Here is a 22,291-nt window from a genome sequence, read left to right as displayed (position 1 = left end):
GAGGACTCGACGATGGACCCCGAAACGACCGCGAGCTGCTGCGAGGAGTTCGAGCGGGCCGCCGGCCCGTCCCGGCGCCGGGTGCTCGCCGGCCTGGCCGCCGCGACCGGCGCAGCCGTCACGACCTCCGTCTTCGGCGACGCCTTCCGGCAGGTCTCGTTCGCCGCGCCCTCCCGCCGCGCGGTCGGCAACAACGTGCTGGTGGTGATCAGCCTCCGCGGCGGCGTGGACGGGATGGGGGTCGTCGTACCTCACGGCGACCCGGCCTACTACGCCGCGCGTCCGACCATCGGGGTCCCGGCCGCGTCGCTCTTCGGCGCCGACGCGATGTTCGGCCTGCACCCCGCGCTGCGCCCGCTCGAGTGGCTGCTCGCCACCGGCGAGCTCGCGGCCGTGCACGCGGTCGGCATGGAGGTGCCCAACCGCTCGCACTTCCGGGCGATGGAGGAGATCGAGGACGCCGACCCGACCTCCACCGTCCGGCGCGGCTGGGTCAACCGGATGGTCGGCCTCGGCGGCGGCTCCGAGCCGTACGACGCCGTGGGGCTCGGCGACCCGGTCACCCCGACCGCGCTCGTCGGCGACGCGCTGTCGCTGACCGCCGAGAGCCTCGCCGACGTGTCGCTCGCCGGCGCCGACGGTGACTTCCTCTCGCGCCGCCGCCGCCAGCTGCGCACCACCTGGAAGCACGCGCCCGGCGCCCTCGGCGACGCGACCCGGGCCGCGCTGCGAACCGCCGACGACCTGCGCGCCGTGGTCGAGACGCCGTACCGCGCCGACAGCGCCTACCCCAAGGTCTACCCGGCCGCCGGCCTCGCCGCCGCGCTCCGCGACACCGCCCGGCTGATCAAGGCCGACGTCGGCACCGAGGTGGTGTCGGTCGACTACGGCACCTGGGACATGCACGCCGACTACGGCGTCCTCGACTCCGGCCGGATGCAGAGCATGCTGCGCGGCTTCGCCGGCGCGGTCGACGCGTTCCTCCGCGACCTCGGCCCGACCCGGTCGCGGGTGACCGTCGTGACGATCAGCGAGTTCGGCCGCCGGGTCACCCAGAACGGCAACAACGGTCTCGACCACGGCTGGGGCAACATGATGCTGCTGATGGGCGGCGGCGTCCGCGGCGGCTACCACGGCAGCTGGCCCGGTCTGGGCACCGACAAGCTCGTGGACGGCGACCTCCAGGTCACCACCGACTACCGCAACGTGCTGGGCGAGGTCGTCGCCCGACGGTTCCCCGACCGGTCACCGACCTCGGTGTTCCCCGGGCTGGCCTACCGCCCGATCGGGGTCATGCTCTAGCGACGGCCGGTCGAGCCTGGCGAGACCTCAGCGCGGGTGCCGGAAGTCGACGACGACGCGGCTCGGGCTCGTCAGTGTGAACACCCGGTAGGCCGCCGTCCGCGAGGTGAACCCGAACAGGGTGTCGCCCTCGAACGAGCTGGTGAGCGCGATCCCGCGCAGCGACTCGAAGCCGGGGCGCACCAGGCGGCGACCCTCGTAGAGGCTCCTGCCGTCGTTCGTGTACGTCGCCGCCGGCCGGAGGATCAGGTACATCAGGTGCTTCCCCTTCAGCGGCACCGGCTTGCCGCTCGGGTCGTAGGTCAGCTCCTCCGGCCGCATCGTCAGCAGGTCGGGACGGGCGCCGCGCAGCACCACGACCACCCGGTCGAAGCCGTCGTGCGCCGCCCAGCGCAGGTCGACGACCTTCGGCATCCCGCGGACGTCGCCCGGGTTGTCCCAGCGGGCCGGGCCGGTGCGCCAGTCGGGCAGCGCTGCCGCCGGCGCGACGGCGGTGCCGAGCAGGGCGGCGACGGCGACCAGGACCACCGCGCCCCGACGTACCCTCTGCCTCTCCCTCACGGGGATCTCCTCTCGTCACCAGGTGGACGCCGCAGGCAGGGATCCGGTTCACCCACTGTTTGAGACGCGCATCGAATCTGCACTCGGCACGAGGGCCCCGTCATTGGTAGGGTCTCCTGCACAGCAGGTGCAAAGTTCCACTGGTCTAGCAACACCTTCATCCAGAAGTGTCGTCGTCCGCGGAGTTTTTGTGATCCGGCGACGTTGTCTCTTGAGTCACCGCTTGAGGGGGCACGGCGTTTCACCGCACCTGCTGCGGGGCCGCCGAAGTGGCGGTTCCAAGCCCCATCAGTAGGAGTAACAGAGCATGGCTCAGGGCACCGTTAAGTGGTTCAACGCCGAGAAGGGTTTCGGCTTCATCGCGCAGGAGGACGGCGGCGACGACGTCTTCGTGCACTACTCGGCGATCCAGACGCAGGGCTACAAGTCCCTCGATGAGAACCAGAAGGTCGAGTTCGACGTCACCCAGGGCCCCAAGGGCCCGCAGGCGGAGAACGTTCGCCCGGTCTGACCTCTCGGCCGTACGGCCGACGCAGACTCACCAGGACCCCGACGGGCTACCCGTCGGGGTCCTTTGGTTTTGTCCCAAATGACTATGGGTAGGCGTCAGCCGGTCGGCGACAATGAGCGTGTCGGGAGCCGCGTCTCTTCGTTGACAGGAGAATCACAGTCGTCATGAGACCTGGAGGGAGCGGTGTCGTGGATGACCAGCTGAACGTCCCGCTGGAGGACGCGGAGCTGCTCGCCGAGGTCGAGTTGACGACGAACCTGATCATCGCCGCGAGCGAGGCCGATGCGCCCCTCGACCAGGACGAGGTCGACCGTCTTCTCGGGATCGAACCACCCACCATCCCGAGCCAACAGGTCCGCGACTTCTGACGCCGCGGGCGCGACCTGCGCCACACCTGCGCGCCTCGTTGAGCCTGCGCACCGCGCCGACAGGGGTCCGGGTTGACCGGATTCGCCGCACTGCACCTAGCATGTCCCACGGTTCTGTTCCGTTCACCAGGAGTTCGCTGTGGCCTTGCGCTTCCGCCCTGCAGACACGTCCTTCTACGACCTCTTCGCCGAATCCGCCTCGCACCTCGTCAACGGTGCTGCGCTGCTGGCCGAGATGCTCGCCGAAGGCGCCGCCCGTGAGGACATCGCCCAGCGCATGCGCGACGCCGAGCACCAGGCGGACGAGTCGACCCACAACGTGATCCGGCGCGTGAACACCACGTTCGTCACGCCGTTCGACCGCGAGGACATCTACTCCCTCGCGTCCGGCCTCGACGACGTCATGGACTTCATGGAGGAGGCCGTCGATCTGGTCCTGCTCTACGAGGTCGAGCGGCTCCCCAGCGAGCTCGCCAACCAGGTCGAGGTCCTCCAGCGCTGCGCCGAGCTGACCGCCGACGCGATGCCGCGGCTGCGCACCATGAAGGACCTCGAGGAGTTCTGGATCGAGATCAACCGCCTCGAGAACGCCGGCGACAAGAGCTACCGCCGGATCCTCGCCAAGCTCTTCAGCGGCAAGTACGAAGCGCTCGAGGTGCTCAAGCTCAAGGACATCGTCGACTCGCTGGAGGCGGCGATCGACGCGTTCGAGACCGTCGCCAACATCGTCGAGCAGATCGCGGTCAAGGAGTCCTGACCTGTGGAGTTCGCGATCGTCATCGCGGTCGTCGTCGTTGCCCTCGTCTTCGACTACACCAACGGTTTCCACGACGCTGCGAACGCCATCGCCACCTCGGTGTCGACGCGTGCGCTGACGCCACGGGTCGCCCTACTGATGGCGGCGGTGATGAACTTCGTCGGCGCGTTCCTCGGCCAGGAGGTCGCCCACACGGTCGGTGACGTGATCAGTCCCGAACAGGGGCCGCACGGCCTCGTCGTGGTGATGGCCGGCCTGATCGGCGCCATCACGTGGAACCTGATCACCTGGTACTTCGGCCTGCCTTCGTCCTCCTCCCACGCCCTGATCGGTGGTCTCGTCGGCGCCGCCCTCGCGTCCGGGTCGGTGGTGAAGTGGCCGGTCATCCTGGACAAGGTCGTCATCCCGATGGTGGCCTCGCCGCTGTTCGGCTTCGCGGCGGCGTTCGCGCTGATGCTGGCGATCCTCTGGATCTTCCGGAAGCGCAACCCGCACAAGGTCAACCGCGGCTTCCGGTTCGCGCAGACGTTCTCCGCGGCCGCGATGGCGCTCGGCCACGGCCTGCAGGACGCCCAGAAGACGATGGGCGTGATCTTCCTGGCGCTGCTCACAGGCGGCTTCGTCACCGCCGACGACCCGCTGCCGATCTGGGTGATCTTCTCCGCCGCTGCCGCGATCTCGCTCGGCACCTACTCCGGCGGCTGGCGCATCATGCGCACCCTCGGCCGCCGGATCATCCACCTCGACCCGGCCCGCGGCTTCGCGTCGGAGACGATCGCGGCCGGCGTGCTCTACACGACCGCCTTCGTGTTCTCCGCGCCGATCTCCACCACGCACACGATCACCTCGGCCGTCATGGGCGCCGGGGCCACCAAGCGCGTCTCCGCCGTGCGCTGGGGCGTCGCCCGCTCGATCGTCACCGCCTGGGTGCTGACCTTCCCCGCCGCCGGCCTCGTCGCCGCCGTCGTGTACTGGATCCTGCACCTGGTGTTCCAGCTGCCCTGATCGCCGCGTCGGGATACCACCATCTGCTGGTAAACCAGCGCGTCCGGGCCGAAGTTTCGGCCCGGACGCGACAGGATTGCGTGGGATGCGCTGTGGATAAGCGCGTAGGACCTATCCGAAGCGGCCGCTGATGTAGGCCTCGGTGCTCGGCTCGTCCGGGTTCGAGAAGATCTTGCTGGTCGGGTTCATCTCGACCAGGCGGCCCGGCTTGCCGGCGCCGGCGAGGTTGAAGAAGCCGGTGTCCTCCGAGACCCGCGCGGCCTGCTGCATGTTGTGGGTGACGATCACGATCGTGTAGTCGCTCTTGAGGTCGTGGATCAGGTCCTCGATCGCCGAGGTCGAGATCGGGTCGAGCGCGGAGCAGGGCTCGTCCATGAGCAGCACCTGCGGCTCGACGGCGATCGCGCGGGCGATGCAGAGCCGCTGCTGCTGACCGCCGGAGAGGGAGGAGCCGGGCTTGTTGAGCCGGTTCTTGACCTCCTCCCAGAGGTTCGCGCCCTTCAGCGACTTCTCGACGATCGAGTCGGCCTCCGACTTCGGCATCCGCTTGCTGTTGAGGCGGTTGCCGGCCAGGACGTTCTCGTAGATCGACATCGTCGGGAACGGGTTCGGCCGCTGGAAGACCATGCCGACGCTGCGCCGGACCTGCACGGGGTCGACGTCGGCGTCGTACATGTTCTGCCCGTCGATCACGATCTTGCCGTCGACGCGGGCGCCGGGGATCACCTCGTGCATCCGGTTCAGCGACCGCAGGAACGTCGACTTGCCGCAGCCGGACGGGCCGATCAGCGCGGTGACGGAGCGGGCACGGATGGTCATGCTCACGCCCTCGACGGCGAGGAAGTCGCCGTAGTAGATGTCGAGGTCGGAGACGTCGATGCTCTTGGCCATGGTGTCTGTTCCTTCGTGGGTCGGGTTCAGCGACCGGTCTTGGGGGAGAAGAGCTTGCTGACGGCGCGCGCCACGAGGTTGAGCGACATCACGATGACGATCAGCACCAGCGCGGCGCCCCAGGCGCGGTCCTCCCCGAACTCCGGCGGTACGCCGGGCTGGGTGAACGAGTAGTAGATGAACACCGGCAGCGTCGCCATCCGCTCGGAGAACACGTTGAAGTTCACCGAGTCGGTGTCGCCGGCGATGATCAGCAGCGGCGCGGTCTCGCCGGCCACCCGGGCGACGGCGAGCATGACGCCGGTGACGATGCCGGCCAGCGAGGTGGGGAGCACGACCTTGACGACGGTGCGCCACTTCGGCACCCCGAGGGCGTACGACGCCTCGCGGAGCTCGTCGGGGACGAGCTTGAGCATCTCCTCGGCCGACCGGACCACGATCGGGATCATCAGCACCGACAGGGCGATCGAGCCGCCGAAGCCCATCCGCACACCGGGGCCGAAGAAGATCACGAACAGCGCGTAGGCGAACAGGCCGGCGACGATCGAGGGGATGCCGGTCATGACGTCCACGAGGAACGTGATGACCCGGGCCATCCGCTTCCCCTGGCCGTACTCGACCAGGTAGACGGCCGCCATGATGCCGACCGGCACGGAGATCAGGGCCGCGAACAGCGTGATGAGCAGGGTGCCCATGATCGCGTGGTAGATGCCGCCGCCCTCGCCGATGACGTTGCGCATCGAGTAGGTGAAGAACTGCGCGGTGAGCATCTTCGCGCCCTTGCTGATCACCTCGAACATCAGCGTGACCAGCGGCAGCATCGCGAGCACGAAGGCCGACCACACCAGCGTGGTGACCAGCCGGTCCTTCGCGGCGCGGGTGCCCTCGACGATCCGCGCCCAGAGGGGCAGGGCGACGGCGTACACCAGGACCGCGAGGAGCGTCATGAGGGCGAGGCCCCAGCCGAGCAGCAGCCCGACGAGCAAGGCGGCCGCGACGGCCATCACGCCGACGAGGGCGGGGGCGAAGCGCGGCAGGGTCGGGTGCGTCAGCGGCAGGTCGTGCCGGCCGCCAGGGCGCGAGCTGAGGGTCTCGCGCTCGGTCGTCGGGGTGGGCGTGCTCATCGGCTCTCCCCCTTGTAGCCGCGGCCGGCGATGGCCCGGCCGAGGAAGTTGACGATGAAGGTGACGACGAACAGCACCAGGCCGCTGAAGATCAGGACGTTGACCTTCAGGCCGGACGCCTCACCGAACTGCAGGGCGATGTTCGCGGCGATCGTCGAGGGGTTCGTGCTGGAGATCAGGTTGAACGAGATGACGCCGGTCGCGCTCAGCACCATCGCGACCGCCATCGTCTCGCCGAGCGCCCGGCCGAGGCCGAGCATCGTCGCGGACACCATGCCGGAGCGGCCGTAGGGGAAGACCGTCATCCGGATCATCTCCCAGCGGGTCGCGCCCAGGGCCAGCGCCGCCTCCTGGTGGAGGACCGGGGTCTGGGCGAAGATCTCGCGGGTGATCGCCGTGATGATCGGCAGCGCCATCACCGCGAGCACGAGCGACGCGGTGAGGATCGTGCGGCCGGTCGACGAGGCCGGGCCGGTGAAGAACGGCAGGAACCCCAGGTTCTCCTCGAGCCACTCGTAGAGGCCGACCATCCGCGGGGCGAGGAAGTTGATCCCCCACAGGCCGTAGACGACCGACGGTACGGCGGCGAGCAGGTCGATCAGGTACCCCAGCGTGCGCGACAGCTTGCGCGGGGCGAAGTGCGAGATGACCAGCGCGACGCCGATCGCGAGCGGGGTGGCGATGATCATCGCCAGGAGGGCCGCCAGCAGCGTGCCGAACAGCAGCGGCCACACGTACAGCACGATGCCGCTCTTGCCGCCCATCGCTGACGCGGGGGCCGTGACGGCCGGGAACCCCTCGATGGTCAGGAACACGGCAACGCCGGCCAGGGCGACCAGGATGGTGATCCCGGCCGCCCGGGCCAGACCCGAGAAGACGACGTCCCCCGTGCGTCGTACCGGTGCCGGCGGCTTCGGTGCCGCCTCGGTCACTGTCACGTGACTCCCTCTCGTTCTTCGACTGCTTCAGCGGGTGGTGCCCCGCATGGGCGGGTCCGCGCCGCGCAACCCCCGGCTGCGCGACGCGGACCCGAGGTCCGGTCGGCGTCAGCCGACGGTGATCCCGTCGACGATCGCCTGTGCCTTCTCGGCGATGCTCGCCGGGAGCGGCGCCGAGCCGGCGTTGTCGGCGGCGGCCTGCTGGCCGTCCTCACTCACGATGTAGCTCAGGTAGCCCTTGACCAGGTCGCCCTCGGCCTTGTCGGAGTACGACGGGCAGGCGATCAGGTAGGAGCTCAGGACGATCGGGTAGACGCCCGCCTCCTCGGTCGTGTAGTCGAGGTCGTAGACGAGCTCGGTGTCGGTCGCGGTGTCCGACTCGGGCGAGACCTCGAGGATCTTGGCCGCGGCCTCCGGGGTCGGCAGCTCGAAGCCGTCGCCGACGCCGATGGCGGCCTTGCCCAGGTCGCCGGCCTGGCTCGCGTCGGCGTACCCGATGGAGTTCGCGCCGTTGGTCACCGCGGCCACGACGCCGGAGGTGCCGCTGGCGCCCTCGCCGCCCTTGATCGGCCACGTCTCGACCTCGCCGTGGGTCCAGGCGTCGCCCGCGACCGTGGAGAGGTAGTTGGTGAAGTTGCCGGTGGTCCCCGACTCGTCGGAGCGGTGGACCGGGTTGATGTCCTCGGCCGGCAGGTCGGCGTCGGGGTTGTCCTCGGCGATGGCCGGGTCGTCCCACGTGGTGATGTCGCCGGCGAAGATGCCCGCCAGCGTGTCGGGGCTCAGCTGCAGGTCGTCGACACCGTCGAGGTTGTAGATGACGGCGATCGGCGAGACGTAGTTGGGCACCTCGATCGGCGCCTGGCCGTCGCAACGCTCCGTGGCGCCGTCGAGCTCGCCCTCGTCGTTGGTGAGGTACGAGTCCGAGCCGGCGAACGGGAAGCCGCCGGAGATGAACTGCTCGCGGCCGCCGCCCGAACCGATCGGGTCGTAGTTGACGGTCACCTCGGGGTTGGCCTGCTGGAACCCGGCCCGCCAGGCGCCCTGAGCGGCCTCCTGCGAGCTGGCGCCGCCACCGTTGAGGGTGCCGGACAGGCTGCTCGACTGGCCGTTGTCACCGCTGCCGGTGCCGCCGTCGCCGGTCGCCTCGTTGGCCGCGCCGCACGCGGTCAGGCCGAACCCGAGAACCAGGGCGGCCCCCATGGCCGCCGGACGGCGAAGGGAAGTGATGTTCACTTCGATCTCCTGTGATCTTCTCCGAGACACATTGGTCAGTACGTCGCCGAAGTTAGGGAGCCGAGGTGAAGCGACCTTCGGGGCTGGGTTAACGGGGGGTGAACGCTGACCGCCGTTTGTGCGACCTCGTGCGGGACGTGAGACGGCGGTCACGTGAACACCGGAGTGTCGGCTCGTGACAGACCGCGCTGACCTGCGGAAACACGCGTGCCGAGGGGGGTGCTGGCGACGCGCTCGTGGGCGTCAGAGCGCGTGCTGCTCGACCGCGACGACGGCGCCGCGGCGGTGGTGCACGACGAGCATCTCGCCCGGCTCCAGCTTGGTCCCGGGGACGCCCAGGGCGTCCCAGACCATCGGCAGCACCGGCCGGTGCGAGCACAGCACGGTCGGCGTCCTGTCGGTGAGGAGGTCCTGGACGACGGCCCCCACGCCGCCCGCCGTCGCGTCCTCCTCGGCGAGCGTGTGCGTGACCTTCAGGTCGATGCCCGCGACGTGCGCGTAGGGCGCCACCGTGGTCCAGCAGCGCCGCGAGCTCGAGGACAGGATGCGCCGGACGCCGTACGCCGCGAGCAGGGGGACGAGGTGGTGGGACTCGACGGTGCCCTGCTCGTCGAGCGGCCGGTCGCGGTCGTCGTCGCCGGTGAAGTCCTTGCGGGACAGGGCGCTGGCGTGCCGCAGCACGACCAGCGGGGTGGACCGCCTGCGCACGTCGGCGAACGCGTCGAGGAGGTCCTTGTCGTGCTGCTGGGTCAGCTGCTGCCGGGCCTTGTCGAGGTCGACCCAGCGGACGTCGTCGACCTCCGCGTTGGGCACGTAGCCCGACACGTCCGGGTCGCCCACGACGCGGCCGGCCCAGTAGTGCACGCGCTTGCTCTTCAGGGTGCCGTTGCCGACGTTGTAGTCGAGGTGCGCAAGCGGCGGGCCCAGCCGGACGTCGAGGCCGGTCTCCTCGGCGACCTCGCGCACCGCGCAGGCCACCAGGTGCTCGCCGGGGTCGAGCTTGCCCTTGGGGAACGACCAGTCGTCGTACTTGGGTCGGTGGATCAGCAGCACCTGCGGTCCCTTGCGGGAGACCACAGCGCCGGCCGCGATGATCTCGGGCTCTTCCACGGCAGTAGTGTCACACGCTGTGCGGGCTCCGAGGCGACAGGAAGGCGGACGTCAGGTGAGCAGACGCGTCGTCGCCGTCGCGGGCACCCTCGTGGTGCTGTTGCTCGCCGGGTTCTTCGCCTGGCGGGTGTTCGCGCCCGAGACCCGCTACGAGGAAGCGCTCGGCACGCTGCCGGCCTCGACGCTGCGGGCGACGTACACCGACTGGGCAGAGGTCCGCGACGCCGCCGACGGTGACGGCCTCGACGCGGGCTCGTCCGAGGACGACGTGAACGCGTTCCTGTCGCGGGCGTTCGACCAGGATCTCGTCACCACCTCCGCGCTGGCCGACAGCACCAACGCCATGCGCGAGCGGTACGGCGTCTCGCCGCTCGACGCGGAGTGGGAGGCGTTCGGGCAGGACGAGTCCGGGCAGGTCGCCGTGCTCAAGATGGCCGACGACGTCGACCTCGGCGGCGTCGAGCAGAAGCTGCGCTCGCTCGGCTACACCGAACCCGCCGGTGGGATCGGCTCCGGTGGCACCTGGACCGGCGGGGCCGACCTGGTGGCGTCCATCGACCCCGGGCTCACCCCGGTCTTCCAGAACGCCGCCGTGCTCGCCGACGACCACCTGCTGGTGCTCTCGGACCGCACCGACGCGGTGTCGAAGGCCGTCGAGGTAGCGCGCGGCAACGCCTCCGACCTCGACGAGCCCGACCTGGCCCGGGTCGCCGGCGAGCCGGTCACCGCCGTGCTGTGGGCCTCCGACTTCGCCTGCCAGGCGCTGTCGATGACCTCCGCCGACCAGGAGGACCAGCGCGTCGCCGACCGGCTGGTCAGCGAGGCCGGCGGGGTCAGCCCGGTCACTGGCGTAGTGGTCGCGCAGCAGACCGACCGCAGCATCAAGGTGGGTCTGGAGTTCGAGACCGACGACCAGGCCTCGGACAACCTGCAGCCGCGGGTCGACCTGGCCGCCGGGGAGGCGCCGGGGCAGGGCGGCTCGTTCACCGACCGCTTCACCGTCGAGGCCGGCGAGGCCGACGGCGACACCGTCGTGCTCGACCTCGCCCCCACGGACGCGGAGTTCGTGTTCAGCGACCTGACGTCCGGGCCGGTGCTGTTCGCGACCTGCTGAGGGTCAGGGTGCCGCGGGCGTCGCCTTGGCGACCGTCGCGCGCCGGCGTCGCCGCAGCCCGCGCAGCGTCTCCTGCAGGTCCCGCAGCGGGATCCCCTCGTCGTCGAGGTGGTGCCGCACCCACTGGCCGTCGGGCCCGAGCCACCACGACGCCGTGCGCTCGTCGAAGGCCACGTCGAGCATGTGCCCGACCTCCTCGGCCGCGGCCGCGGTGGGCAGCTCGACGAGCGCCTCGACCCGACGGTCGAGGTTGCGGTGCATCAGGTCGGCCGAGCCGATCCACGCGCTCGGCTCGCCGCCGTTCTCGAACCAGAACACCCGGCTGTGCTCGAGGAACCGGCCGAGCACCGACCGCACCCGGATCGTCGGGGAGTACTCCGGGACGCCCGGCCGCAGCGCGCAGATGCCGCGGGTGAGCAGGTCGACCGGCACCCCGGCCGTCGAGGCGCGGTACAGCGCGTCGATCACAGCCTCGTCGACGATCGAGTTGGCCTTGACCCGGATCCGCGCCGGCCGGCCGGCCTCGTGGTGCTCGACCTCGCGGTCGATCCGGGCGACGATCCCGCTGCGCACCGAGTCGGGCGCGACCAAGAGCCGGTCGTAGGACGCGTTGCGCGAGAAGCCGGAGAGGTTGTTGAACAGGTGCGCGACGTCCTCGGCGATGACCTCGTCGCAGGTGAGCAGGCCGTAGTCCTCGTAGAGCCGGGCCGTCTTCGGGTTGTAGTTGCCGGTGCCGATGTGCGCGTAGCGCCGGATCCCGTCGGACTCGTCACGCACCACCAGCGCGAGCTTGCAGTGCGTCTTGAGGCCGACGAGGCCGTAGACCACGTGGCAGCCGGCGTGCTCCAGCTTGCGCGCCCACGTGATGTTGGCCTGCTCGTCGAACCTCGCCTTGATCTCGACCAGCACCAGCACCTGCTTGCCGGCCTCGGCGGCGTCGACCAGGGCGTCGATGATCGGCGAGTCGCCGGAGGTGCGGTACAGCGTCTGCTTGATCGCCAGCACCCGCGGGTCGGCCGCGGCCTGCTCGATGAACCGCTGCACCGAGGTGGCGAACGAGTCGTAGGGGTGGTGCAGCAGCACGTCGTTGCGCTGCAGCGCGGTGAACACGTCGACCGGCGACGCCGACTCGACCTCGGCCAGCTGCGGGTGCGTCTTGGGCACGAACGCCGCGAACTTCAGCTCCGCCCGGTCGATGTCGGCGATGTCGTGCAGGCCGCGCAGGTCCAGCGGGCCGGGCAGCCGCATCACCTCGGCGTCGGAGACGCCGAGCTCCGAGACCAGCAGCTCGAGGACGTGGTCGTCCATCGTCTCCTCGACCTCGAGCCGCACCGGCGGGCCGAACCGGCGCCGCAGCAGCTCCTTCTCCAGCGCGGCCAGGAGGTTCTCGGCGTCGTCCTCCTCGACCTCGAGGTCCTCGTTGCGGGTCACCCGGAACGAGTGCACGCCGAGGATCTCCATGCCGGGGAAGAGCCGCTTGAGGTGCTCGCCGATCACGTCTTCCAAGGGCACGAACCGCTGCTCGCTCACCGGCACGAACCGGTCGAAGATCGGCGGCACCTTCACCCGCGCGAAGTGCTCCTTGCCGGTCTTGGGGTTGCGCACCAGCACCGCGATGTTCAGCGACAGGCCGCTGATGTAGGGGAACGGGTGCGCCGGGTCGACCGCCAGCGGCGTCAGCACCGGGAACACCCGGTCCTTGAACATCTTCTTGCAGGTCTTCTGCTCCTCGGGGGTCAGCTCCGACCAGCGCAGCAGCTCGATGTCCTGCTTGGCCAGCGCCGGCACGATCTGGTCGCGGAACAGCGCCGCGTGCCGCTGCATCAGATCGCTGGTCGTCGCCCAGATGTGCTCGAGCACGTCGCGTGGCATCAGCCCGGCCGCGGACGGTACGGCGACGCCGGCGGCGATCCGTCGCTTCAGGCCGGCCACCCGGACCATGAAGAACTCGTCGAGGTTCGAGGCGAAGATCGCCAGGAACCGCACCCGCTCCAGCAGTGGCACGTTGGGGTCCTCGGCCAGCTCGAGCACCCGCTGGTTGAAGTGCAGCCAGGACACCTCCCGGTCGAGGAACCGGTCGGCCGGCAGGTCGCCGACCACGGCGTCGTACGGCGGCTCGACGTCGAAGGTCTCCTCGGGGACCACGCTCAGGGGCCGGCTCGGGCTGTCCAGGGTCACCTCGTCATCGTGGCACCACCAGGTGAACGAGGGGTAACGATCACGGCGACTGTCCACTAGTTTGCCCGCTATGTCACACGCCCTCCTGGCTCGGGCCGAGGCCGCGGCCTTCCGCGGACTGATGGCGCTGCCGCGGCCCGTCATGCGCCTCCTCGCCGGCCGCCCCGTCGTCGTCGACGGGCAGACCCTCGACGTCGAGACGCAGTGGCTGCTGCGGATCCGCGCGCTGCTCCGCGAGCCCGAGGCCGAGGCGCTGCCGTTCCCCGAGGCGCGGGCGCTGATCGACCGGCAGACCCGGATCAGCGGTGGTCGGCAGCCGATCGGCGAGGTCCGTGACCTCGACGTCCCGGGCGGTGACGGCCCGGTGCCGGCGCGGCTGTACGTCCCGCGCGACGTCCCGGCGGCGCCCGCGACGACGCCGCTGCTGGTGTTCTTCCACGGCGGTGGCTTCATGTACGGCGGGCTGGACTCGCACGACGCCACCTGCCGGCTGCTCGCCGAGCGGGCCGGGGTCCGGGTCCTCGCCGTCGACTACCGGCTCGCACCCGAGCACGTCTACCCGGCCGCGGTCGACGACGCGTGGGCGTCGTACCAGTGGGCGGCCGAGCACGCCGACCGGTTCGGCGCCGACCCGCAGCGGATCGGCGTGGCCGGTGACTCCGCCGGCGGCTGCCTGGCCGCGGTGGTCGCCCGACGGGCCGCCGAGGCCGGGGTGCCCTGCGCGGCGCAGCTGCTGGTCTACCCGATCACCAACGCGGCCGACCCCTCGGAGAGCCGGGCCCTGTTCGCCGACGGCTACTACCTGACCGAGCGGTTCATCGACCTCGCCGACCGCACCTACGTCGCCGACGGCGACCGCCGCGACCCGGAGGTGTCGGTCGCGTTCACCGAGAAGGTCCCCGACGGGCTCGCCCCGGCCGTCGTGGTCACCGCCGGGTTCGACCCGCTGCGCGACGAGGGCGAGGAGTACGCCCGGATGCTCGCCGACGCCGGGGTCGAGGTGACGCTGCGCCGCTACGGCGGGTTCGTGCACGGCTTCTTCTGCGTGGTCGGGGCCGGCCGCAGCCAGCGCGCCGCGGTCGCCGAGATCGCCGCGCTGGTCAGGCAGGCGCTGGGCTGACGGTCGCCGCCGGTCCGCGCCGGTACTGCACGTGGGTGTCGGCGTCGGCGTGGGTGAACCCCAGCCGTGAGTACACCGCGATGGCCGGCGCGTTGTCCGACTCGACGTACAGCAACACCTCGCCGAGCCCGCGCCCCGCCAGGTGGTGCAGCCCGGCGAGGGTCAGCAGCCGGCCCAGGCCCGACCCCTGCACCGTCGGCGACACACCGACGACGTAGACCTCCCCGGTCGGCGGCGGGCCGTCGTGCACCTTGGTCCAGTGGAAGCCCACGAGGCGCCCGGGGTCGAGCTGCGTGGACTCCGCGACGAAGAACCCCTCCGGGTCGAACCACGCCTCGGCCATCCGCTCGTCGAGGTCCACCCGCGTCATCCGGCCCTGCTCGGGGTGGTGCGCGAACGCCTCCGCGTTCAGCGCGAGGAACGCGTCCTCGTCCCGGCCCGGCTCGAACGCCCGCACGGCGACGCCGTCCGGCGCTGCGGGCAGCTCCGGAAGGTCGCGCGGCGAGCGGCGCATCACCCACAGGTCGCGCTCGCGCGTGAACCCGAACGCCTCGGCCAGCCGGGCCGCGCCGGGGTGGTTGCCGTGCGACCAGGCCGTGGCCACGTCGGCCGACTCGAGCGCCATCTCCACCAGGTCGCGCCCGCGGCCCTCCCGCCGGGCGTCGGGGTGCACCACCACGGCGAGATCGCCGTCGTGCACCCAGGCGAAGCCGACCGGCGGGTCGTCGGAAACGAGCAGTGCGCCGCCGGCGATGCCGTGGTTGCGCAGCCGCAGCAGCACCGCCTCGTCGAGCGGTGCGGCCCCGTCGGCCCGCTCCGCCGCCTCGACGATCGCGTGCACCTCACCCGCGACGGGCGAGGGCATGGACCAACGGAACTCGTCAGGCTCGACTCGTCGTACTGCCTCCGTCATGGCACGAACTCTAGGAGCCACCGATGCTCGACCTGCTGACCATGTTCGTGGGGGTCCTGGTCTTCCCGTGGCTGTGCCTGGGGTTCCTGCTGTGGATGGCGTGGCTGGAGGACACCCTGCCGGCGGCGGTACGGCGGACGGGGCGGACGCCCGACCCCGAGCCGATCCTGGCGATCCCGGTCGCCCCCGTTGCGCCGGTCGCTGCGGTCTCGCCGGAGGCGCCGCCGGCGCTCGCCGTACCCGAGCAGCGCCAGGCACCGGAGGCCGCTCAGCCGGCTGAGGCGCCTCAGCCGGCTCAGGCGGCTCAGGCGTCCGTGGTCTCCCTGTCGACCGAGCCCTCCTTGGGCGGCAGCACGAACCTGTAGCCGACGTTGCGGACGGTGCCGATCAGCGTCTCGTTGTCGGGGCCGAGCTTCGCGCGCAGCCGGCGCACGTGCACGTCGACGGTGCGGGTGCCGCCGAAGTAGTCGTAGCCCCACACCTCCTGCAGCAGCTGCTCGCGGGTGAAGACCCGGCCGGGGTGCTGCGCGAGGTACTTGAGGAGCTCGAACTCCTTGAACGTCAGGTCCAGCGGCCGGCCACCCAGCTTCGCGGTGTAGGTCGCGTCGTCGACGGTGACCTCGCCGGAGCGGATGATGTGCGCCTCGGGGTCGTCGGTGTCGCGCTGCGCGGCCAGCCGGCCGACCGCGAGTCGGAGCCGGGCCTCGACCTCGGCGGGGCCGGCGGTGTGCAGCAGCACGTCGTCCATGCCCCAGTCGGCGCTCACCACGGACAGGCCGCCCTCGGTGACGATGAGCAGCACGGGGGAGTCGGAGCCGGTGGTCCGGATCAGCCGGCACAGGTCGCGGGCGTGGGCGAGCTCCTTGCGGCCGTCGACGAGGACGACGTCGACGTCGGGCGCCTCGAGCAGGGCGCTGCCCTCGGCGGGCAGGATGCGGACCTGGTGCGGCAGCAGGGCGAGGGCGGGCAGCACGTCGGCCGAGGGCTGCGTCGTGCTGGTCAACAGCAGCAGTGCGCTCATGGCACCTCCCAGTGGTGTCGCCCCGGGCAGAGGACTGGCACCCGCTCGCCGTTGAGCAGTGATACGGCAGGATATCGGACATGGGTGGGCCGCAGCCGGAACTGTCCGGAACCTCACCCGCCTCGGTCCCCGGGGGCGGGCAGGTGACGGTGCGCTACTGGGCGGCCGCGCGCGCCGCCGCCGGGGTGGAGTCCGACCGGTTCGACGTCGGCCCCGGTACGACGCTCGACGTGCTGCTGAAGCAGGTCCGCGACCGGCACGCCGACCGGCCGCGGCTGGCCGACGTCGTCGGGGTGTGCTCGGTCCTGGTGGGGGACCGCCCGGTCGGGGCGCACGACCCGACCGAGGTCGAGGTCCGCGCCGGAGACACCGTCGAGCTGCTGCCGCCGTTCGCCGGCGGATGATCCACCCCACGACGCTGCTCGCTCCGCTCGCACCGCCGCGGGGACCCCGGTGACCTACAGGCCCGTCGAGCGCCACCGCCACGCCGCGAGCGCGAGGCCCGCCAGCCCGGCGAGGTCCGCCCCGGTCAGCCCGTGGTCCGGGGTGAACCGCAGCAGCACCAGCCCCTCGACCGGGCCGTTCACCAGCAGCCACGCCACCGACAGCAGCGCCAGCGCCACGGCCCCGGCACGGCCGGTGCGGTCCGCGGTCCCGGCGGCGACCACCAGCGCGGTCAGCACGACGAGCGGGGCGACGTCGGCGAGCATGCGGCGAAGCCTACGGTCCGGAATGTCCCGCCCGCGCCCGGTGTTGTCGCCGTCATGAGCCAAGGCGTGTGGGTCCTGGTCGTGGTGCTCGTGCTCGCGACCGGGTTCGGCCTGCTCCGGGCCGCCCGCGACGGGCGCTTCCGCGGCACGCACCAGATCCGCCCTCGGCCGGCGGCGCCTGTCGAGACCACCGCGCCCGCCGGGTCCGATCCCGGCGAGCCGAGCGTGCTCGACGGCTCCGACCTGCAGCACCAGCTCGGCGAGCGGGCCACCCTGCTGCAGTTCTCGTCGGCGTTCTGCGCGCCGTGTCGCGCCACCCGCCGCGTGCTCGCCGACGTCGCGCAGCTCGTCCCCGGCGTCGAGCACGTCGAGATCGACGCCGAGCACCACCTCGAGCTGGTCCGGCGGCTCGGCGTGCTGCGCACGCCCACCACGCTGATCCTCGACCACGGCGGGCGCGAGGTGTCCCGCGCCGCGGGCGCCCCCACCAAGGACGCCGTCCTCGCCACGCTGGCCCGCGTGGTCGACCCTCCTGGCACCATGGAGACGAGATGACCTACCGCAGCCCGCTCCTCGACCTGCCCGGCGCCGTCGCCGGCGACGGCCCCGACGCGCCGGTCGCCGCGCACTACGGCTCGTTCAACGTCGAGCAGCGCACGCTCGAGTCGGGCGAGGGCTTCGTCGACCTGTCCCACCGTGGCGTGGTCCGGGTCAGCGGCCCCGACCGGCTGACCTGGCTGCACTCGCTGACCTCGCAGCACGTCGAGGCCCTGGCGCCCGGTCAGGTGACCGGCACGCTGGTGCTCAGCCCGCAGGGCCACGTCGAGCACGCGCTGTACGGCGCCGACGACGGCGAGGCCTTCACCGCGCACGTCGAGCCGGGCGAGGCACCCGCGCTGGTGGAGTGGCTGGACCGGATGCGCTTCATGATGCGCGTCGAGGTGACCGACGTGACCGACGAGCTCGCGGTCGTCTGGCGGCCGCAGGCCCGGGTCGACGGCGCGCCGTACTCCGGCTACGTGCTGGTCCCCCGCGACGAGCTCACCGCCTTCGCCGAGGCCGCGGGACCGGCCTGCGGGCTCTGGGCGTTCGAGGCGCTGCGGATCGCGCGGGGCGAGCCGCGGCTGGGCCTCGACACCGACCACCGCACCATCCCCAACGAGGCCGGCTGGGTCGGTCCCGCCGTGCATCTCGACAAGGGCTGCTACCGCGGGCAGGAGACCGTCGCCCGCGTGCACACGCTGGGCCGCCCGCCCCGCCGGCTGACCCTGCTGCACCTCGACGGTTCCGCCAACCGGCTGCCCGCGCGCGGCGCGCCGCTGCTGCTCGACGGCAAGCAGGTCGGCTTCGTCGGCACCTCCGCCCGGCACCACGAGCTGGGCCCGATCGCGCTGGCGATGGTCAAGCGCAACGTCCCGGTCGACGCCGTCCTCGACGCCGACGGGCTGCCCGCGGGGCAGGAGGTCGTCGTCGACCCCGAGGTCGGGCTGCACGTGCGGCCGCAGCTGCGCTGAGTCTCCCGACGTCCACAAAGTGGACCCCCTATCCATGATGTGAGACGAGCGTTGGTGGGCTGGTCCGGGGTCGCCCTACTGTTGTCGTCATGTCCACGACCATGCTGACCAAGCGGCGCGCAGTCGACCACTGCCGCGTGCGCTCGGCGCTGTGTCGAATGCGCTGACGGGAACGTCGCAACCTTTCTTTTTCTAGCGACTCACTAGAGAATGAGTCGTGGGGTTGCCGTGCCCGTGCCCCCTGCAGGCCCGCCGCCCGGGCCTGCCCTCCCGACTGGCGCAGGAGATCGACCATGACCGTGAGCACCTCGAGCACGCCCGGCACAACCGGCTCGGCGCGCGATGCGTCACGCTCCGGCGGCATCGACCCGCGCGGGCCGCGCTTCGTCGCGAGCGTGACCCTGCTCGTGCTCGCGGTCGCCCTGGTGGCGGCCCCGTCCACGCTGACGGTCGTGCTCGTCGCCGCGCAGGCGGTCGTGTTCGCGATCGGCGCCGGGCTCGGCATCCAGCGCACGCCGTACTCCTGGGTGTTCCGCACGCTCGTCCGTCCGCGCCTCGCGCCCCCGGCCGAGCTCGAGGACCCGGCCCCGCCGCGATTCGCCCAGGGCGTCGGTCTCGGCTTCGCGCTCGTGGCGCTCGTCGGCTACGTCACGGGCGCCACGCTCCTCGGCTCGGTCGCCACCGGGTTCGCGCTCGCGGCGGCGTTCCTCAACGCGGTCTTCGGCTTCTGCCTGGGCTGCGAGCTCTATCTGCTGGGTCGGCGGCTGGCGCCGGCCCGGGCCAACTGACCACCACATCTCACGACCAGAAGAAGAACTGCCGACGAGGGTCGGCGCTAGGAAGGAAAGACATGAGCCGCGATACCGCACTCGTCACCGCCGACTGGGTCCAGGAGCACCTGGACGACCCCAAGGTGGTGCTGGTGGAGGTCGACGAGGACACCACCTCCTACGACAAGGGCCACATCAAGGGCGCCATCAAGCTCGACTGGACCACCGAGCTGCAGGACCAGGTCCGCCGCGACTTCGTCAACAAGCAGCAGTTCGAGGCCCTGCTCTCCGGCAAGGGGGTCGGCAACGACAACACCGTCGTGCTGTACGGCGGCAACAACAACTGGTTCGCCGCGTACGCCTACTGGTACTTCAAGCTCTACGGCCACCAGGACGTCAAGCTCCTCGACGGCGGCCGCAAGAAGTGGGAGCTCGACAGCCGCGAGCTCACCGACGAGCTGCCCAAGCGCGAGGCCACGACGTACACCGCCCAGGAGCAGGACAAGTCGATCCGCGCGTTCCGCGACGAGGTCGTGGAGTCCATCGGCGTGCAGAACCTCGTCGACGTCCGCAGCCCCGACGAGTACGCCGGCCGCCTCCTCGCCCCGGCCCACCTCCCGCAGGAGCAGGCCCAGCGCGCCGGCCACATCCCGACCGCGGCCAACGTGCCGTGGAGCAAGGCGGCCAACGACGACGGCACGTTCAAGTCCGACGACGAGCTCAAGCAGCTCTACACCGAGGCCGGCGTCGACTGGGGCAAGGACACCATCGCCTACTGCCGCATCGGCGAGCGCTCGAGCCACACCTGGTTCGTGCTGCGCGAGCTGCTCGGCCAGCAGAAGGTGAAGAACTACGACGGCTCCTGGACCGAGTACGGCTCCCTCGTGGGCGTCCCGGTCGCCCTCGGTGACGAGGCGGGTGAGGCCTGATGTGCGGCGCGACCAAGGGCGGCCTGTCCCTCGACGGGATCGACGTGGCCAAGGAGTCGGTGATCCAGGGCCAGGTCCTGCGCGGTGACGAGCCGGTCGGCAACGCCTACGTGCGGCTGCTCGACCGCACTGGCGAGTTCACCGCCGAGGTGCCCACCTCGGCGACCGGCCACTTCCGGTTCTTCGCGGCGCCGGGGGAGTGGACGCTGCGCACCCTGGCCCCGCAGGCGGAGACCGTCGACAAGCAGGTCGTCGCCCAGAAGGGCGTCGTCGCCGAGGTCGCCATCCCGATCTGAGCATCCCCGGGACCCCGGTCCGCCGCGCGCGGACCGGGGTCTCGTGCGTCCGCGCGGGGGTTGGCTGTCCCGGTCTGCGGGTAGACCACTGTTTTGGCCCCTTCGTCGCCCCTTCGTAGTCTGGTCTGCTGTGTCCGACCCCCACGTCCCCGGCGGACTGCCGCCGGACCTGCCACCGGAGTACGCCGAGGCGTACCGCCGGGGGTACGAACGCGCCTTCCTCGAGGCCTCCGGGCACGTGCCGGAGCAGCGCGAACCCGCGCACCGGCTGCTCGCCGATCCCGATCCGGATCCCGAGCCCGAGGACGAGTGGGAGCCGGACGACGAGCCGGAGGTCGACCTCGCCACGGAGCTCCTGGGCGAGCCCGGGACGGAGCCGGAGCCCGAGCCGGAGCACCCCCACGCCACCGTGCGCGGCTGGCTCTTCGCCGACGACGCCTGGGACGACGGCGACGTCGAGCCCACCCAGGTCGTCCCGCTGGACGCCGTACCCGCGGAGCCTGAGGCTGCGTGGGAGCCCGAGCCGGAGCCCGAGCCCGAACTGGTCCCCGTCGCCCGCTACGAACCCGAGCCGGAGCCCGGCTTCGACACCGGACCGATCTGGCGCGGATCCCGGTCCGACGACGACGTCCCCTATGCGCCGACGCACGCCGAGGAGCCCCGCCCGCCGCGTCCCGGCTGGTTCGCACCCGCCCTGCTCGGCGGGCTCGTGCTCGCGCTGGTGCTGGGGGCGTACCTGATCGGCCGGGTGGTCTCCAGCTCCTTCGGCGACACCGACGTCTCCGCCGACAAGCCCGACGGCGTCCTGGTCGAGGACGGCGTCGACGACGCCGCCGGCCAGGGCGGCGGCAGCGGCGGCTCCGACAGCTCCGCGAACCAGGCGCCGGACGCCTACCAGGGCGCGGTCGAGATCACCCCGATCGGCGGCGCCAGCGCCTCGTGCCAGGCGCCCTCCAGCGTCGACGCCGCCGGCAACGAGATCGGCTACCCGCCGACCAGCGCCTACGACGGCGACCTGACCACGGCCTGGCGGTGCAACGGCACCGGCGTCGGCCAGACCCTCTCGCTCACCTTCGTCGAGCCCGAGGAGATCGGCGAGCTTGCCCTGGTCCCCGGCTACGCGAAGACCGACCCGCGCAGCGGCGTCGACCGGTACGCCGAGAACAACCGGATCACCCGCGTCCGCTGGACGTTCCCCGACGGCACCACCGTGGTGCAGAAGCTCGACGGCGCCCCCACCAACCGCACGCTGCAGACGATGCGGATCAAGCCCGTCCAGGCCGACTCGGTGACGATGGAGGTGCTCGCCTCCGCCCGCGGTCCCCGCAACACCATCGCGGTCAGCGAGGTCCAGATCGGCCGCGTCGCAGGCTAAGCGGCGGTACGGCTACGGGCTGTCCAGCACGAGCGTCACCGGACCGTCGTTGACCAGCGCCACCTGCATGTCCGCGCCGAACGCCCCGCGCGCCACCTCTGCCCCGAGCTGCTCGAGCTCGGTGCAGAACGCCTCGTAGAGCGGCTGCGACACCTCGCCCGGCGCCGCCGCGTTCCAGGTCGGCCGTCGCCCCTTCCGCGCGTCGCCGTACAGCGTGAACTGGGAGACCGCCAGCACCGGCGCCCCCAGGTCGGACGCCGACTGCTCCTCGCGCAGGATCCGAAGCCCCCAGATCTTCCGCGCCATCCACGCCACCTGCTCCGGACCGTCCTCGTGCGTCACTCCGAGCAGTACCACCAGCCCGGGGCCGTCTATCGCGCCGACGACCTCGCCGGCGACGGTGACGGAGGCGCTCAGGGCACGCTGGACGACGGCTCGCACGCTGCCCGACGCTAGTTGTACCCGGCCACGAGGTTGGTAGCAGCGCGCCTGCTTGAACGAACGAGAACCCCCGAATGGGATGTGGCTTGTCTAAGGCCCACTCCCACCCG

26 protein-coding genes are annotated in these 22,291 nt (G+C 71.5%); 15 read left to right on the top strand and 11 right to left on the bottom strand.

All coding sequences use genetic code 11. From position 1 onward, the window contains the following. Positions 1-12 precede the first annotated feature (12 nt). The gene (locus tag ETU37_RS15250) at positions 13-1,302 is read left to right on the top strand and encodes a DUF1501 domain-containing protein (protein ID WP_129988209.1); all 1,290 of its coding nucleotides are present in this window, start codon (positions 13-15) and stop codon (positions 1,300-1,302) included. A 27-nt stretch (positions 1,303-1,329) separates the two neighbouring features. Here the strand turns inward: ETU37_RS15250 and ETU37_RS15245 are convergent, their stop codons facing one another. Beyond that, positions 1,330-1,863 carry an AMIN-like domain-containing (lipo)protein gene (locus ETU37_RS15245; protein ID WP_129988208.1) on the bottom strand — a complete coding sequence of 178 codons (534 nt, stop codon included), beginning with the start codon at positions 1,861-1,863 and terminating at the stop codon, positions 1,330-1,332. A gap of 307 nt (positions 1,864-2,170) precedes the next feature. Between ETU37_RS15245 and ETU37_RS15240 the strand changes: the two genes are divergently transcribed. The 4 genes from ETU37_RS15240 (at position 2,171) to ETU37_RS15225 (ending at position 4,504) form a co-directional block, all read left to right on the top strand. Then, positions 2,171-2,374, top strand: coding sequence for a cold-shock protein (locus ETU37_RS15240; RefSeq protein ID WP_056863399.1), 204 nt, complete (start codon positions 2,171-2,173; stop codon positions 2,372-2,374). Positions 2,375-2,562: 188 nt separating this feature from the next. Beyond that, a complete protein-coding gene (locus tag ETU37_RS15235) occupies positions 2,563-2,742 on the top strand; it encodes a hypothetical protein (RefSeq protein WP_129988207.1) in 180 nt (59 codons plus the stop codon). Positions 2,743-2,881: 139 nt separating this feature from the next. Next, positions 2,882-3,499: a DUF47 domain-containing protein gene (locus tag ETU37_RS15230; protein ID WP_240755759.1), complete on the top strand. Its 618-nt coding sequence runs from the start codon at positions 2,882-2,884 to the stop codon at positions 3,497-3,499. A 3-nt stretch (positions 3,500-3,502) separates the two neighbouring features. After that, positions 3,503-4,504: an inorganic phosphate transporter gene (locus ETU37_RS15225; RefSeq protein WP_129988206.1), complete on the top strand. Its 1,002-nt coding sequence runs from the start codon at positions 3,503-3,505 to the stop codon at positions 4,502-4,504. Between the two features lie 111 nt (positions 4,505-4,615). Here ETU37_RS15225 and pstB read toward each other — a convergent pair whose 3' ends face one another. The 5 genes from pstB to ETU37_RS15200 form a co-directional block, all read right to left on the bottom strand. Further along, on the bottom strand, positions 4,616-5,395 hold the full coding sequence (gene pstB / locus ETU37_RS15220; protein WP_129988205.1) for a phosphate ABC transporter ATP-binding protein PstB: 780 nt from the start codon (positions 5,393-5,395) through the stop codon (positions 4,616-4,618). A gap of 26 nt (positions 5,396-5,421) precedes the next feature. Beyond that, on the bottom strand, positions 5,422-6,519 hold the full coding sequence (gene pstA, locus ETU37_RS15215) for a phosphate ABC transporter permease PstA (RefSeq protein WP_129988204.1): 1,098 nt from the start codon (positions 6,517-6,519) through the stop codon (positions 5,422-5,424). Next, the gene (pstC, locus tag ETU37_RS15210) at positions 6,516-7,457 is read right to left on the bottom strand and encodes a phosphate ABC transporter permease subunit PstC (RefSeq protein WP_129988203.1); all 942 of its coding nucleotides are present in this window, start codon (positions 7,455-7,457) and stop codon (positions 6,516-6,518) included. The genes pstA and pstC overlap by 4 nt, the downstream gene beginning before the upstream one ends. Positions 7,458-7,565: 108 nt before the next feature. Continuing rightward, on the bottom strand, positions 7,566-8,690 hold the full coding sequence (gene pstS / locus ETU37_RS15205) for a phosphate ABC transporter substrate-binding protein PstS (protein WP_206053965.1): 1,125 nt from the start codon (positions 8,688-8,690) through the stop codon (positions 7,566-7,568). A gap of 243 nt (positions 8,691-8,933) precedes the next feature. After that, positions 8,934-9,800 carry an NUDIX hydrolase gene (locus tag ETU37_RS15200; RefSeq protein ID WP_129988202.1) on the bottom strand — a complete coding sequence of 289 codons (867 nt, stop codon included), beginning with the start codon at positions 9,798-9,800 and terminating at the stop codon, positions 8,934-8,936. 55 nt (positions 9,801-9,855) lie between these two features. On the opposite strand from ETU37_RS15200, the gene ETU37_RS15195 reads away from it, so the two are divergent. Continuing rightward, positions 9,856-10,914, top strand: a complete 1,059-nt coding sequence (locus ETU37_RS15195; RefSeq protein ID WP_129988201.1) for a hypothetical protein — start codon at positions 9,856-9,858, stop codon at positions 10,912-10,914. Between the two features lie 3 nt (positions 10,915-10,917). Here ETU37_RS15195 and ETU37_RS15190 read toward each other — a convergent pair whose 3' ends face one another. Beyond that, complete coding sequence (locus ETU37_RS15190; RefSeq protein ID WP_420819113.1) at positions 10,918-13,092, bottom strand: RNA degradosome polyphosphate kinase; 2,175 nt, start codon at positions 13,090-13,092, stop codon at positions 10,918-10,920. Positions 13,093-13,162: 70 nt separating this feature from the next. Here ETU37_RS15190 and ETU37_RS15185 point away from each other — a divergent pair, with 70 nt between their 5' ends. Next, a complete protein-coding gene (locus tag ETU37_RS15185) occupies positions 13,163-14,212 on the top strand; it encodes an alpha/beta hydrolase (RefSeq protein WP_129988199.1) in 1,050 nt (349 codons plus the stop codon). Here ETU37_RS15185 and mshD read toward each other — a convergent pair. Beyond that, positions 14,193-15,077, bottom strand: coding sequence for a mycothiol synthase (mshD, locus tag ETU37_RS15180; RefSeq protein ID WP_206053964.1), 885 nt, complete (start codon positions 15,075-15,077; stop codon positions 14,193-14,195). The genes ETU37_RS15185 and mshD overlap by 20 nt on opposite strands. Positions 15,078-15,148: 71 nt before the next feature. On the opposite strand from mshD, the gene ETU37_RS15175 reads away from it, so the two are divergent. Further along, positions 15,149-15,490 (top strand): hypothetical protein, encoded by a 342-nt coding sequence (locus tag ETU37_RS15175; protein WP_129988197.1) that lies wholly within the window; start codon positions 15,149-15,151, stop codon positions 15,488-15,490. Here the strand turns inward: ETU37_RS15175 and ETU37_RS15170 are convergent. Further along, entirely contained in the window at positions 15,430-16,146 is a 717-nt protein-coding gene (locus tag ETU37_RS15170) for a winged helix-turn-helix transcriptional regulator (protein ID WP_129988196.1), read from the bottom strand. The genes ETU37_RS15175 and ETU37_RS15170 overlap by 61 nt on opposite strands. Before the next feature lie 143 nt (positions 16,147-16,289). On the opposite strand from ETU37_RS15170, the gene ETU37_RS15165 reads away from it, so the two are divergent. Beyond that, positions 16,290-16,550, top strand: coding sequence for a MoaD/ThiS family protein (locus ETU37_RS15165; protein ID WP_240755758.1), 261 nt, complete (start codon positions 16,290-16,292; stop codon positions 16,548-16,550). Between the two features lie 54 nt (positions 16,551-16,604). Here the strand turns inward: ETU37_RS15165 and ETU37_RS15160 are convergent, their stop codons facing one another. After that, complete coding sequence (locus ETU37_RS15160) at positions 16,605-16,856, bottom strand: hypothetical protein (RefSeq protein ID WP_129988194.1); 252 nt, start codon at positions 16,854-16,856, stop codon at positions 16,605-16,607. A gap of 54 nt (positions 16,857-16,910) precedes the next feature. On the opposite strand from ETU37_RS15160, the gene ETU37_RS15155 reads away from it, so the two are divergent. From ETU37_RS15155 to ETU37_RS15130, 6 genes are all read left to right on the top strand, one after another. Continuing rightward, on the top strand, positions 16,911-17,411 hold the full coding sequence (locus ETU37_RS15155) for a TlpA family protein disulfide reductase (RefSeq protein ID WP_129988193.1): 501 nt from the start codon (positions 16,911-16,913) through the stop codon (positions 17,409-17,411). After that, positions 17,408-18,370: a CAF17-like 4Fe-4S cluster assembly/insertion protein YgfZ gene (gene ygfZ, locus ETU37_RS15150; RefSeq protein WP_129988192.1), complete on the top strand. Its 963-nt coding sequence runs from the start codon at positions 17,408-17,410 to the stop codon at positions 18,368-18,370. The genes ETU37_RS15155 and ygfZ overlap by 4 nt, the downstream gene beginning before the upstream one ends. 293 nt (positions 18,371-18,663) lie before the next feature. Continuing rightward, complete coding sequence (locus ETU37_RS15145; RefSeq protein WP_129988191.1) at positions 18,664-19,158, top strand: DUF4395 domain-containing protein; 495 nt, start codon at positions 18,664-18,666, stop codon at positions 19,156-19,158. A 62-nt stretch (positions 19,159-19,220) separates the two neighbouring features. Further along, a complete protein-coding gene (locus tag ETU37_RS15140; RefSeq protein ID WP_129988190.1) occupies positions 19,221-20,069 on the top strand; it encodes a sulfurtransferase in 849 nt (282 codons plus the stop codon). Then, positions 20,069-20,365: a DUF1416 domain-containing protein gene (locus ETU37_RS15135; RefSeq protein WP_129988189.1), complete on the top strand. Its 297-nt coding sequence runs from the start codon at positions 20,069-20,071 to the stop codon at positions 20,363-20,365. Before ETU37_RS15140 ends, ETU37_RS15135 begins: the two co-directional genes overlap by 1 nt. A 130-nt stretch (positions 20,366-20,495) precedes the next feature. Further along, positions 20,496-21,740, top strand: coding sequence for an NADase-type glycan-binding domain-containing protein (locus tag ETU37_RS15130; protein ID WP_129988188.1), 1,245 nt, complete (start codon positions 20,496-20,498; stop codon positions 21,738-21,740). A 12-nt stretch (positions 21,741-21,752) separates the two neighbouring features. Here the strand turns inward: ETU37_RS15130 and dtd are convergent, their stop codons facing one another. Then, entirely contained in the window at positions 21,753-22,181 is a 429-nt protein-coding gene (dtd, locus tag ETU37_RS15125) for a D-aminoacyl-tRNA deacylase (RefSeq protein WP_129988187.1), read from the bottom strand. Positions 22,182-22,291 lie beyond the last annotated feature (110 nt).

The sequence above is a fragment of the Nocardioides iriomotensis genome, from assembly GCF_004168035.1.
Classification (GTDB): Bacteria; Actinomycetota; Actinomycetes; order Propionibacteriales; family Nocardioidaceae; genus Nocardioides_B; species Nocardioides_B iriomotensis.
This window is presented reverse-complemented; position numbering and strand designations above follow the sequence as displayed.